Source organism: Bacillus sp. OK048 (assembly GCF_900103525.1).
Lineage (GTDB): Bacteria > Bacillota > Bacilli > Bacillales > Cytobacillaceae > Neobacillus.
The window spans coordinates 183,823-197,435 of record NZ_FNHN01000001.1; the positions used below are offsets into that span (position 1 = coordinate 183,823).

General features: G+C 38.3%; 12 protein-coding genes and 1 other RNA gene. 4 read left to right on the forward strand and 9 right to left on the reverse strand.

What is annotated here, in order from left to right:
* Positions 1-9: 9 nt before the first annotated feature.
* Positions 10-1,515, reverse strand: coding sequence for a carboxypeptidase M32 (locus BLR86_RS00975; protein ID WP_090757787.1), 1,506 nt, complete (start codon positions 1,513-1,515; stop codon positions 10-12).
* A gap of 566 nt (positions 1,516-2,081) precedes the next feature.
* Here BLR86_RS00975 and BLR86_RS00980 point away from each other — a divergent pair.
* The 4 genes from BLR86_RS00980 to BLR86_RS00995 are packed head-to-tail and all read left to right on the forward strand — an operon-like array spanning position 2,082 to position 4,119.
* Positions 2,082-2,315, forward strand: a complete 234-nt coding sequence (locus BLR86_RS00980; protein ID WP_090757788.1) for a DUF2249 domain-containing protein — start codon at positions 2,082-2,084, stop codon at positions 2,313-2,315.
* Positions 2,316-2,340: 25 nt separating this feature from the next.
* Positions 2,341-2,547 carry a DUF2249 domain-containing protein gene (locus BLR86_RS00985; RefSeq protein ID WP_090757789.1) on the forward strand — a complete coding sequence of 69 codons (207 nt, stop codon included), beginning with the start codon at positions 2,341-2,343 and terminating at the stop codon, positions 2,545-2,547.
* A gap of 14 nt (positions 2,548-2,561) precedes the next feature.
* The gene (locus tag BLR86_RS00990; protein ID WP_090757790.1) at positions 2,562-3,806 is read left to right on the forward strand and encodes a hypothetical protein; all 1,245 of its coding nucleotides are present in this window, start codon (positions 2,562-2,564) and stop codon (positions 3,804-3,806) included.
* A 13-nt stretch (positions 3,807-3,819) separates the two neighbouring features.
* Positions 3,820-4,119, forward strand: a complete 300-nt coding sequence (locus BLR86_RS00995; RefSeq protein ID WP_090757791.1) for a metal-sulfur cluster assembly factor — start codon at positions 3,820-3,822, stop codon at positions 4,117-4,119.
* 37 nt (positions 4,120-4,156) lie between these two features.
* On the opposite strand, the gene BLR86_RS01000 is transcribed toward BLR86_RS00995, so the two are convergent.
* The 8 genes from BLR86_RS01000 to BLR86_RS01035 all read right to left on the reverse strand — a co-directional run bounded on the left by BLR86_RS01000 (position 4,157) and on the right by BLR86_RS01035 (position 13,603).
* Positions 4,157-6,082, reverse strand: coding sequence for an ATP-dependent DNA helicase (locus BLR86_RS01000; RefSeq protein WP_090757792.1), 1,926 nt, complete (start codon positions 6,080-6,082; stop codon positions 4,157-4,159).
* A 65-nt stretch (positions 6,083-6,147) separates the two neighbouring features.
* On the reverse strand, positions 6,148-7,290 hold the full coding sequence (locus BLR86_RS01005) for a THUMP domain-containing class I SAM-dependent RNA methyltransferase (protein ID WP_090757793.1): 1,143 nt from the start codon (positions 7,288-7,290) through the stop codon (positions 6,148-6,150).
* Between the two features lie 324 nt (positions 7,291-7,614).
* Positions 7,615-8,018, reverse strand: an RNA gene (gene rnpB / locus BLR86_RS01010) — RNase P RNA component class B.
* A gap of 80 nt (positions 8,019-8,098) precedes the next feature.
* Positions 8,099-8,401, reverse strand: a complete 303-nt coding sequence (gene gpsB, locus BLR86_RS01015) for a cell division regulator GpsB (protein ID WP_090757794.1) — start codon at positions 8,399-8,401, stop codon at positions 8,099-8,101.
* Between the two features lie 116 nt (positions 8,402-8,517).
* The gene (locus tag BLR86_RS01020; RefSeq protein WP_139185560.1) at positions 8,518-9,075 is read right to left on the reverse strand and encodes an SLOG family protein; all 558 of its coding nucleotides are present in this window, start codon (positions 9,073-9,075) and stop codon (positions 8,518-8,520) included.
* 99 nt (positions 9,076-9,174) lie between these two features.
* Positions 9,175-9,603: a CotD family spore coat protein gene (locus BLR86_RS01025; RefSeq protein ID WP_090757796.1), complete on the reverse strand. Its 429-nt coding sequence runs from the start codon at positions 9,601-9,603 to the stop codon at positions 9,175-9,177.
* 458 nt (positions 9,604-10,061) lie between these two features.
* Positions 10,062-11,309, reverse strand: coding sequence for a ribonuclease H-like domain-containing protein (locus tag BLR86_RS01030; RefSeq protein WP_090757797.1), 1,248 nt, complete (start codon positions 11,307-11,309; stop codon positions 10,062-10,064).
* Between the two features lie 17 nt (positions 11,310-11,326).
* Positions 11,327-13,603 carry a DEAD/DEAH box helicase gene (locus BLR86_RS01035; RefSeq protein ID WP_090757798.1) on the reverse strand — a complete coding sequence of 759 codons (2,277 nt, stop codon included), beginning with the start codon at positions 13,601-13,603 and terminating at the stop codon, positions 11,327-11,329.
* Positions 13,604-13,613 lie beyond the last annotated feature (10 nt).

The window sequence follows — 13,613 nt, forward strand, 5'->3', positions numbered from 1 at the left end:
TTGTAAACTTTACAATTTATAGATCTTTCCATATTTTTCGTACAGATAATCAACTAAATATTGAGCATTTAAGCCTTCCCCTGTTACATCATTGAGGATCTCTAGTGGTTTTTTTAGTTTTCCATATTGATGGATGTTTTTCGTCAGCCATTCTTTGATTGGCAGTAAATTGCCTTCTTCTAAAAGCTGATCAAAGTTTGGCAGGTCGGAAAGCATCTTCTTCTTAAACTGAGCCGCGTACATATAGCCCAGCGCATAGGACGGAAAGTATCCGAAACTGCCACCTGCCCAATGAACATCCTGTAGGACGCCTTTTGAATCATTCTCTGGAGTAATTCCTAAATATTCTTCATATAATTGATTCCAAACTTTTGGCAGATCCTTTACCTCTATCTCGTCATTAAATAGACCTTTTTCAATTTGATAGCGAATGATGATATGAAGCGGATAGGTTAATTCATCTGCCTCGATTCGAATCAATGAAGGTTTCGACTCATTTATAGCTCGGTAAAAATCTTCGATGGACACACCGTCAAATTGGCCACTTGCATACGTTTTTAATAACTGGTAATTATTTTTCCAAAATGAAAAACTACGCCCCACGATATTTTCGTAAAATAATGATTGTGATTCATGAATACCCATTGACGTTCCTGTACACAGTGGAGTTCCAATCAAGTCTTTTGAGATATTTTGTTCATACAAGGCATGGCCGCCTTCATGAATCGTACCGAAAACGGCTGTACGAAAATCTTGTTCATCATAATTGGTTGTAATTCGGACATCTCCTGGATTTAAACCAGTTGCAAAAGGATGAACGGTTTGATCGAGCCTGCCAGCATTGAAATTATAGCCAATTTTTCCGAGGATATCTAAGCTAAATGTACGCTGTTTTTCTTTTTCAAACTCTATAAAAAGAAATTCAGTACTTGGTTTATTCGGGGATTCAGCGATTTGTTTGACCAAAGGGACAATTTTGTCCCTTAAATCGCCAAATACTTGATCAAGAACAGCTACTGTAATACCAGGTTCATATAGGTCTAGTAAGACATCATACTTATTTCCTTCATAGCCCCAGTAATCGACAAACCGTTTTGTCGTTTCTACTAGTTTTTCTAAGTACGGTCTGAACATTTCAAAATCTGACTTTTCTTTTGCCTCTTCCCAAGCTGTTTCTGCTTTTGACTGAAGAATGACATACTCTTTGTATTCTTTAGCAGGAATTTTTTTATTCCGTTCGTACTCCTTTTTACATTCCTCAAGAATTTTTCTTGTGGTTTCAGAAAGTTCATTTTTTGATAGCGTTGCTATGTATGCTGCCATTTCTTCTGAAGTTGACATTTTAAAGACCTCTGAGGAAAGGACGCCAATTACCTCTGACCGTTGATCCATGCCTTCTCTAGGAGCACCTGTCCTCAGGTCCCAAAAAATTAATCCTAATGCTTCATTATAAGCACTTATTTTCTTAACATACTCCAAAAACTTTTTTTCAGCTTGTTCTGGTGTAAGGCCCATGTAATATCCTCCTTATTCATAATCATTTGTATTTTATCACACTTTTCTGAAAATCAAAGATAAAAAAACAACAGAAAGTAAATTCTGTTGTATATAATCTATAGAGACAGGAGATGTTGCCTGAAAAAAAGAGAGATTCAGTATAACACGATTACTTCTTACCGATTGTTACCCTCTATACTTCTGGACCTTGTTCAGCATATTCCCAGGTAAATTATTCAGGTCTTTCCATCTTAAATACCGATGATTTTACTTATAGTTTTCCAAAGGGAGAGGAAATGATGAAGGAGTTAGTTGGTCAGTGCACGTCTTGCAGCAAAGAAATATTTTGCTTAGATGGGTTTTTTTACGGCGTTCAGTCAGAAGATAAAAGAATCTATTGCTTTGATTGCTATGAAACTATGAATAAAGAAAATCCGCAGGCTTAGCCCTTGCGGATTTTTTCATTTAATCCATTGAGAATTATTTTCAAAACTATGACGGAGGTCACATTATCGATTTTCAATCACTGCTAAAATGAAGGTAATCCAGAATGATTCTAAAAATGAACCGAGGAGTTGCTTGAAATGGAAAAAAAAATTATTGAGCTAGATGTTAGAGAAGATTTGAAGAATAAAATTGAGCCTTTCCAAAAAATAATGGAAGCGATAAAAGAAGTAAACGATAATGATGTATTTATTCTTCACGCACCTTTCAAGCCTGTACCATTGTATGCTGTTTTAAAAGCAAAAGGCTTTACCCATGAGGCAGAGGAAATTGAAGCTAAGCACTGGAAAGTTACTTTTACAAAGAATGCCTAAAAAAGCATAGAAAAAGGTGATCCGTTTGATACTAGATAATCGAGGTTTGGAACCGCCGCAGCCAATGATGAGAACGTTAGCTGCTTTGGAAAATTTAGCTGATGGTGACGTTTTAACGATCATCAATGATAGAAGACCGATGTTCCTTTATGAACAGCTTGAGGAACTTGGCTATAAGCAAAGAACAGAACCACAAAATGACGGAAGTTTTAAAATAGAAATCTTCCGCTAAGAAGGTGTAAAAACATGATCCCACAGTCTAAGGGAAATGAAACAAATAGTAAGCTTCCTTTCTCCTTTATTATTTTCAGTTTACTTGCATTGGTGTTATCTCAAGTATTGGTGCTTGTTAATGGACAAATGCTTATTACTGGAAGTTTTAGGATACCGCCAATTTGGTCAGCTGCCCATTTATTGATCTTAGGATGGGCGCTTATGGTGGCAATGGGTGCGATGTATCAGTTAATTCCCGTTGCCTTCTTAACAAAAATATGGAATGAAAAATTTGGATTTATTCAGTTTTTTGTTACTGCTATAGGAATTGTGTCGTTCTCTTGGATGTTATATGTTTCGCCACAGAATGCATTTTTCCCAGGAATTTTAATGCTTCTAGGAATTTTAATGTTTTTATTCCAGATGTTGATGACCTTAAAAACCCAAGCAACACCAAATATCTTAACTGCCTTTGTCGGAAGTGCACTTGTTGGTTTATTCTTAACCATATTGTTGGGAATAACCTTAATTTATTCACATCAAACGGGATTTGCAGCAGAATACTACCAAGCTATCTTTAAGAGCCATCTTTTATTTGGCGTGACTGGCTGGTTTACACTATTAATTTTTGGCTTTTCTTATAAAATGGTACCGATGTTTTCATTATCACATGGGTTTCCCATGGTCCATGCCCGTTATGTATATGGTCTGTATGTTTTTGGTCTTGTGATTGCATTGCTTTCATTCTTTAATGGGAATCAGTTTCTAGTAAAAACAGGATTTTTCTTACTGTTTGCTGGATTTTCCGTTTTTAGCTGGCATATCTCAATCATTATTAAAAAGCGTCTGAAGAAAAAACTTGATAAGCCATTTACGTTTGCACTCGTTGCCATTGGATTAGGGAATATCATTCACCTAGCAGCCTTCCTTTCTTTGTGGAGTGAACAGTTTTCCACCCTAATTGGTCCATTGGTTTACTTGTATTTAATGTTGTGGATCGTCCTTAGTATTATGGGATATTTATTTAAAATTGTCCCCTTCCTTTGGTGGACTCATAAATATAGTAAGGAAATTGGAAAACATGCGGTTCCTTCTTTAAAAGACATGATGAACGAAAAAATAGTACCTCCCTTATTTACCATATTTGCAATAGGCGTACTATCTGTGTCTCTAGCAATCATTTTTAAAGCGACTTTGCTCTTTACTATTAGCCAATTCGTTCTTTCCATTGTTATGATCGTCTTTGCTTTAAGTATTCTAAGGGTTTTAACAAAATAATGAGGTGTTTATGATGAATTTAAAAGATAAAGTGGTTGAAGCGTTAAAAAGTGTATATGATCCAGAATTGAATATTAATGTGGTGGATTTAGGATTAATTTATGAAGTTGATGTGACGGATGCGGGTGACGTTGCCGTTACGATGACGTTAACAACACCTGGCTGTCCACTTCATGACAGCATTACCAGCGGTGTGCGCTATAGTGTTCAAGGGATAGAAGAAACAAGAAATGTTGATGTTAATCTTGTCTGGGAGCCAGCATGGTCGCCAGACAAAATGACTCCAGAGGGTCTTAAGGCATTAGGAAGATAATGTTAAAAGGTCAGCCGCCACGGCTGACCTTTTCCTTTTATAATTCCACTGCTTCTGTTGGGAGAACATCCTTAATTTTTTGCAATAATCCTGGTTCAATATCCTCGTTTACCATAATATGAACGGTACCTCGATCATTTTCACTCCTAATTAATCGTCCAAGTCCCTGTCTTAAACGCAGCAGCATGTAGGGTAAATCCACTTCTGCAAATGGGTCTAGGACACCATTTCTCTTAGCTGTAAACACCGGATCATTTGGCGGGAATGGCAGTGAAAAAATCAACACATTTTCTAACGACCTCCCCGGAATATCTAAACCTTCCCAAAGGTGAATCGTACAAAGAATCGCCTGCTCCTCATTTTGAAACTTGGAAACAAGCGTGCTAATTTCTTCATCACCTTCAAAATAGACAGGGTAAGGAACGTTGCCTGAAAGCTTTTGTTTAAGGCTTTTTAACTCATTTTGATTGTTTAGAAGAATGAGTGCCCGACCTTCTGATTGAACAATCTTACTTAGAACATAATCAAGTTTCGCTTCATTTTTCTCTTTATTGAATGTTGGCAGAAATACTTCCATTTTTTCTTGATAATCAAATGGAGAATCAACTGAGAAGGACAAATATTCTTTTATACCTAAGCTAGTTGCAAGGTAATCGAATTTTTTATCATTTGATAATGTTGCCGATGAAAAAACAAACGGTTTTTTCTGTGAGAATACTTCATCCCTCATCACTTCTTCAACCATTTTCGGCATAATCACAAGTGTTCGTTCATACCCCTTTTCCTCAAACCAAGTAATCCCATTCATTTCCTTAAGGAAAAGCGATAATGAATAAGTGATTTGCTCTAAATACTCCTCAACAATTTTTAAGTCGTATTCATTAATTACGTACAATTCACTTTCAAAAACAAGCTCTTCTTCGATTGCTTGGAGCCTATTAAGGAGCGTGGTTCCATATTGTAGTAAAGAAGGATGCATGGTAATCATTTGTTTTTCTGATCCTTCTGATGGGATTGCATGCTGTGAAATCGCACTAAAGAACTTATCATTATCCAACAGAGCTTCCTCTATGGTGTATAGCGTTTTTTCACGTACTTCATTTTCCATCAACCTCGTTAGTAAGGACTCTAATGTAGAATCGGTGAACCGATAGCTTAATGCTTTTTGTGCTGCATATTCGAGTAAATGTCCTTCATCAAAAACAATGGAAGAGTGTTCTGGCAATAGCGGCAACTGACCTTCCCGTTTTCGTGACTCTTTTGTCCAAATATGCTCCATATAAAAGTCATGAGAACAAATTATCAAATCGTTTGCGTGCCGGTAGAAATCACGATTTAGTGTCAGCCCGCATCGGTGTCTCTTATCACAAGAAAAACAGTCCTGAACCATATCCCAATTAATTTTTCCCCATGTATCATCGGATAACGTTGGGTATTCTCTGCGATCACCGTATCTTTCAAACTTTTGCATCGAACCGTCACTATGGACAAAATCAGGTAGTTCCTCGTAAATTCCAGCAATATCATCGTTAAAGTCTTCATGTCTAACGTAATCAAGTTTTTTTAAACAGAGGTATTGGTCCCTTGACTTTGCTAATCGAACATCAATATTGAGCCCCAATACTTTTTCTAACTTGGCAAGATCGCCTTCTTTTTTTACAAGCTGCTCAATCAATGTCTCATCAGCGCAGGCTATGATGGCTGGTCTATTTGTGTACCTGGCATACATTATTGCGTAAAGTAAGTAAACAATGGTTTTTCCTGTTCCAACTCCTGCTTCAGCAAACATGACTTTCTTTTCTTTAAATGCTTTTTCAAGCTGGAAAGCCATAAAGATTTGTTCATCTCGTAGTTCAAACCCTGCTTCGGGCAAAATATCATAAAATAAGTCACCAATCCACTCACTAAGCTTGTCATAAAAGGATTCAGTTTTCGAAACTACAAACGGAATACGGTCCTGCATATAACTCCTCCAATCAACGAATTAAATGGAGCCTTTCTAAAAGGCTCCAATCGTTGTGTTTTTTCTTATTCAAATGTCCGTGGCGGCCTTTTTCCCCAATATTGATAAAGGTCGGTGCGAATAAAACCATTAAATAGCTTGCGTTTTTTTGTTGCAGGCTTACCATAAAGTTGCTCGAAGGCTTCATTTGACGTCAAAATATAAATAGACCAGGTATCAAGTTTACTAAACGCTTGACCCATTTCTTTGTACATTTGCTCGACAGCCTTTTTGTCACCTAGTCTCTCTCCATATGGGGGATTTCCAACAATCGTGCCGTATTCTTTGTTCGTGGTAATATCTCTTACTTGCATCTGCTTATAGTGAATCAGGTCTCCAAAACCTGCCTCAATGGAGTTTTCTTGGGCAATCTTGACCATTCGATGATCAATATCAGTCCCAGTAATATCAAGGTGCGTATCATACTTTGCTAAATCCTCAGCTTCTGTACGTGCCTCATCCCACACTTTTCCGGGAATCCAATTCCAATTTTCAGAAACAAATTCACGGTTAAATCCTGGGGCGATATTTTGACCAATCATGGCCGCTTCGATTGGAATGGTTCCAGAGCCGCAAAAAGGGTCAATAAACGGTTTATCAGGCTTCCAATTCGTTAATTGTACCAATGCTGCTGCAAGGGTTTCCTTTAATGGTGCTTCCCCTTGGTCGAGGCGGTATCCACGTTTATGGAGACCTTGACCGCTCGTATCAATCGTGATCGTTGCAACGTCTTTTAACAAAGCTACTTCAATTCGGAAATAGGCACCAGTCTCTTCAAACCAAGAAGTCCGTTTATAATGGCTTTTCATTCGATCAACAACCGCCTTTTTCACGATTGCTTGACAATCTGAGACGCTAAAAAGTTTTGATTTTACTGACTTCCCCGTAACAGGAAATTCCGCATCTTCTGGAAGGTATTTTTCCCATGGCAATGCTTTTGTTTTCTCAAATAGTTCATCAAAAGTATAGGCTTTAAATTCACCGACTTTTATTTTGACTCTGTCTGCTGTTCGAAGCCACAGATTGCTGCGGGCAATCGCATTTTCATCACCCGTATAAATGACCTTGCCGTTTTCTACTTCACACTCATAACCGAGAGCTCGTACTTCTTTTGCTACTAATGCTTCCAGGCCCATAGCGGCTGTTGCGATTAATTGATATTTTTCCATTTCGTCCACCCTTAACTTTTCACCTTATTATGTATGGATATTGCTGTTCTATCATACCATTATAGACCAAAATCAGTAAGCCCATGCAATTAGCCTGTTGATTTGCGCTCCAGGCGCTTCGCTTTCCGCAGGCGGTTCGGGAAGCCTCCTCGGCGCTAAAGCGCCTGCGGGGTCTCCCCTGTCCCGTCCTCCTGCAGGAGTCTCGCCCCTTCCGCACAAATCAACAGAGTTACAAAATCACAAATAATCTTTAACATTGCTTAAAAGTAAAAAGACTCTCCTCGAGGAGAGTCGATACCATTAATTTTATTTACATTAATAACGTTCTGTAAGCCATGTTCTGTACCAGTGTACTACAAACGACGTTAAACGTCTCGTACTTAGGTGGTAATCATCTATCTACAGATTCGCAAATGAATCTGTCCTTCTCCTCGTTCAATTCCTAAGAGAAAGTGCCCCTACCAATATTTGGGTTTCTCGCTCGTGGGGTTTACCCGTTCCACCCTTTTCATTTCTGAAAAGGCTCCGTCACTGTGGCACTTTTATAGGTAGTCATACCATATCCGTAAGGACTTAGGTATTTTCCCGGCCGTCAACCAGGCACATTGGCCCTGGCTGCCCTAGCTTATGAATTCACTAGGCACGAACACTACGAGCATCTCAGCTCGTGCGAGCATGGACTTTCCTCTACAATTTGCTTACGCTCATTGCAGCGATTACCCGAACGTAATTAATGAGTACTTTTTTATTATATGCATTTGTCTCCCATTAATCAATGGTTTTAAATAGGAAATCAAGGGACTATCTGTCAATCGTAGAGCTTATTACCAAAAACATGCTTTTCAAGGTTCGATAATCGCTTTAAGATATCAAAATTAGTTGTACCTGCAGGCTGTGTTACCGGCTGTCTTCGAGATGTTTCCTCTAATTGCTTACGCAAGCGGAGATTTTCTTGCTGCAAATCTTCTATTTCCTGTTGGAATGCTTCATAGTCCTTGATAATCAAATCTAAATACTTATCGACGTCTTCTTGTTTGTACCCTCTAACACCTGTTTTAAATTCTTTCTCTAATATATCCTTAGCGGTTAGTTTCACTTTATCAGTCACCATTCAATTTCACCTCATAATTCGCCAATCATTACCTTATATTTTTTCAAATATATATGATTTTGTCAATTTTTCTTTTTTACTCCTATAAAAAATACTTGCTTTTCAGCAAAAATAACTTAAAAATCCGAACGTTTTAGCGCTTCCTCTTCAACAATTACTTGTAAATCATAAAATGTTATCAGTTGAATCGGATAGGAATGGTTATTTTGATATTGGACAGCCATTTCGTATATGTATCTTGGGCTCCCTTCCTTCTCTTGATCATAAAAAAGGATTAATGCGTCACTTTTATCAATAAAAAATTGATTTTTCAAGCGGAACTGCCAAGGCTTTTCATACCCTTTTTTGGTTACAGAATCAACGAAGTCTGCTTGAGCCAATATCGATTTATACCATTCAGTGTTATTTTCACTCCAAGTAGCCTCTTGTTCTAAAAATGGCGTAATAACTGCTAGTTTTATTTCAGGAAATTCTAATTTTAGCTCAAAAACAACTTCGGCGGCCCAAAGCTCTGCTCCAAGCTGTCCACTAATTAATACCCACTCTAATCCATCTTCTAGTAATGGAACTAACGCCTTCTTAAAGGCTTCCTTAATAAAAAAAACAGACGGATGATCATTTTTAAAAACCCCTATTTCAAACGGTTTGTAACCTGATATTGCTGCTACTTTAATCAAGGCTCTTCTCCTTAATGGGCCTATAAAACCCTCCTTTTTTATAAACATATCAAAAAAAGGTAAAAAAACAAGGGCAAATAGCCCTTGTTAGTTCGATTATCCCCAGAACCGTCGAGGACGCGGGAATTGTCCTGGTGCCATGCCTGGTCCCATACCTGGTCCCATTCCCATGCCTGGTCCCATTCCCATGCCTGGTCCCATTCCCATGCCTGGTCCCATGTTTGGTGGCATATTTGGTAGCATATTTGGTAATGCATTGCTCTGTGCTCCGGCAACAGCCATTGGCATAGGTGCTGGCATAGGTGTCGGACCACCTGGACAGCAACAGTCGATGTGCTCATTACAGCACACCTCACAGCAAGAAGCTGTAGTTGGACAATAGTGTTTATGCTGGAACATATGATGATTAATCGTTGTAATATGTTTCGGGTGAATATGTGGTACCACCGTTGTTGAGAAAGTATGGTTAACAAATTGTTGAGTCGGATGAATGACTGGCGGCGCAAAATTAGTTCCAAGATACATTATAAGCTCTCCCTTCAATATTTATATTCTGTTTACATTAACAGCCTATGATAGAAGGGAATTTCTTGTACTAATGAAAATACCTATTTTTCATAATCTATTTAAGATTAACTTCACTTAGACATCTGTCCAGCTCCAGCGTATAGAGATATTTGCCTAAATCATGAAGGATACGCTTTGGCTTTTTTATAACATCGAATATAAGTTATCTTTTAAGCTTGAAAAAAGTACTGCAGTCAAACAAACGACAACAAAAAATAAATACAAGATTGCTTTATACATAGTATCTACCCCTTATTGTTTCATAGTCCGTATTTTTACTCACAGTTTACTATTTTACATGGTTCAACTATAAGAAACAATAAGGAATCCTTCCGTGAAATATGAAATTTTTGTTACAAAAGTACGATAATTGACGAATTTTTTGATTTATTTGAAATAATTGTGGAATAATGCGGTTACCTGGGAAATTTAGCGAATTTCAGCTCCAACCTATTTCTTCTTATTTCAAGTTGCTTTTGGATTTTTTGCATTGGAACTTTCATGTTTTCTGCTATTTCCAAAGCTTTTAAGCAATAATTTAAAGCTTTCTGATAATCTTTTAATTTATGCTCATAAATTTTTGCAACTTCTATGCATGCTTCCTGACTCAGGTGATCTCTTCCTGCATCAGCCACTTCCAGAAATAATGGCAAGCTACCTTCCCAGTTTTGGATTTTTTTAGACTGATAGGCTAATGCAAGCTTTGCTTGCAAGGAAGTCATATCACTACCCTCTGCAAGCTTTATCAATACTTTAGCAGCCTCTTCCTTTTGCCCGAGTGAGTCATACCACCGTCCGACTTCAAATGATTCCTTACGAGTTTGCTTACTGTCCATCCCACAGAGTTGAAAGGTTAGATGGATATATAGTGTAACAAGCGATAAAATATCGATTTCATTGTGTTTAATGACACCTAACATTCCATCCGGCTGTTTACTTTCAATAAAATCAAAATAAATCATTGGCGCCAGAAACCCTGGGATATCATTTTCCCGTTCAATCCCCAATACATCTTTTTCAACCACAGCTAACTTTAACCGTTCCAGTTTATGCTTCCAAAGTCTTCTTGCAGCATGAAATAAATCAAAATGACCAAACGCAGGCAGTTTTGGAACATGATCCCGAACAAGTGTATGTCTGGTTTTCACTTGCGGCCAATCAAAGGATTTCCCATTATAGGTGACCAATGTCTTATAGTTTATCTGTTCAAGAAAGCTTTGATATAAAGGCACTTCTGCACCTGGATGTGGGAGAATATGCTGCCTCAAGACAAGATTTTCACCGACTACACTCGCATATCCAAGTAGAAAAATCGTGTTACCTACTCCCCCTCCCAGCCCAGTCGTTTCCGTATCAAAGAAGAATAATTCTTCCGGACGGTGCCCTTCTGCTGATAATGGATGGCTGACAGGCCGCTTATTCCAGATCTCGACGGCGGTAAGAAAATCATGAAAATGATAATGACCATGCTTTTGTGACAACGGATATTTGACTTCACGAACAAGACAGTAATCCTGATCAAAAAAATATGGGGCCGTATTTTCACTTTCCCATTTCGGAAGGAAAGGAACCTCAATTCTTTCAGATTTTGAGGTGATAGTATTGGAAGTTCCACCAGTTGAAATATGCGGTTTTAAGCGATTTAATTTGTTTTTTAATGACATTGCTGCATTACCTCGTTTTAATTGGAAGGATCTAAAAAAGCGTTAATTATTTTTACTGTATCATTTTTTGCCGTTTCACTTACAGTATCAGTTCCAATACATGAAGGGCAACCAGTTTGACATTTACAGTTCTCAATCATCTTCTTTGTTTCTGTGAATACGATGGCCATTCCTGAATGAATTTTTTCACTTAAACCAATGCCGCCAGGATAACGATCATAAAAGAAGATCGTTGGCTTTTCATTGTGATCTGCTTTCACTTGTGGAATTACATGGATATCCTGTGGATCTGACATGACAAATAATGGAGCAATATGATTTAAAGCATGGGCAGCTCCCACTAGTCCCTGCTCTAAGCGGTCATGTCCTATTTCTGAAAACGACTTATTTAAAGAGATCCATGCGGCACTTGTGTGCAACTCTTCCTCCGGGAGATGGATTGGTCCTGAACCAATATTTTCATGTGTTTCAAATTTAATTTTTTTAAAAATGGTTGCCATTGCCCGAACACTGACATCCCCGTAGCCAACTTCTGCGTCATCGACCTTTTTAAGCTTGTCCTCTTCCAATACCTTCAGTTGTACTGCTAAATTGGCATCTGTAAAATAATCTACATCCACTTCCCGGACAAATGCCTTTTTTTCATCCCAATCAAGTTTCTCGACTTGAAATTGAGTACCTTGATGGAGATAAATGGCTTCATCATGAAGAAGTGTCATAGCTGAAAACCGATCCATTTCCCCAATCACGCGTGCATTTGCCACATCTGATTGATCAATAATAATTACATTCTCCTGTGAGGCAGAGCGCAAGCTGATATTATGGGCAGGAAAGGAATCGTTCATCCAATACCATTTATCACCGTTCTGATAAAGAATACGTTCCTCTGTCAAATATTCAAGCAGATCCTCAGTTCCCACATCCCCAAACTGCTCACCCGCTTTAAAAGGAAGTTCAAAAGCTGCACATTTCATATGATCGATTAAGATAATCAAGTTGTCGGGATTAATGCGTGCCGTTTCTGGACTCTTATTAAAAAAGTACTCTGGGTTCTGGATAATATATTGATCAAGTGGACTTGAACTCGCGACCATTATTACAAGAGCTTCTCCGTGCCGTCTGCCAGCTCTGCCTGCCTGCTGCCAGGCACTTGAAATTGTACCAGGATAACCTGTCATAATACATACTTGCAGCTGTCCAATATCAACCCCCAGCTCCAATGCATTTGTACTCACTACTCCGTAAATATCCCCACTACGCAGACCTTTTTCAATTTTTCTTCTTTCTGATGGCAGATAACCGCCTCGGTAACCCATGATTGATTTTGGCCCTAATTGATTTTTTACCAATTCTTGAAGATACGTTAAAATAATTTCCACTCGAACTCTGCTTCTAGCGAAAACAATCGTTTGAATTTTATTTTTCAACAATTCTCCCGCGATTTTTCGAACTTCAAGTGTTGCACTTCTCCTTATGTTTAAGGGTTTATTCACAATGGGCGGATTATAGAAAAGAAAGTGTTTTGTACCACTTGGTGCTCCATTATTGTCAATCAGCACCATTTTTTCTTCTGTCAGTTTTTCAGCTAGCTCAAGTGGATTGGCGATGGTTGCCGATGTACAAATAAAAACCGGGTTGCTTCCATAGTACCGACAGATCCGTTTTAACCTGCGAATGACATTGGCAACATGGCTGCCAAAGACACCACGATAGGTATGGAGCTCATCAATGACAACGAATTTGAGATTTTCAAAAAGAGAAACCCATTTCGTATGATGAGGTAAAATGGCTGAATGAAGCATATCCGGATTGGTTATCACAACATGCCCTGCCTTACGAACCTTTTGGCGGATATTTGCTGGTGTGTCACCGTCATACGTATAACTATTGATATCAATTCCACCCGCCTGGATGATTTCATTGATTTCACTTTTCTGATCCTGTGCAAGTGCTTTTGTAGGAAACATATAAAGAGCTCGTGCACTTGGGTTAGAGAGAATAGTTTGTAAAACTGGCAGGTTATAGCACAATGTTTTACCTGAAGCGGTCGGTGTAACGGCTACAACACTATTTTCAGCCATAATCCTCTCATAAGCCGTTTTTTGGTGCGTATACAGCTTCTCAATTCCTTTATTTGTCAGAGCATCTTTTAATGCTATATGCAGATTATCTGGAAGCGAAACAGTTTGGGCTGTCTTCGCGTCTAGCGTTTTCCAGGTAACGATATTTTCTTTAAAGTTGTCATTTATTTTTAAATCAGCAAGAATTTCTTGGAGATTTTTTTTCAGTTTCATTCCGATCACC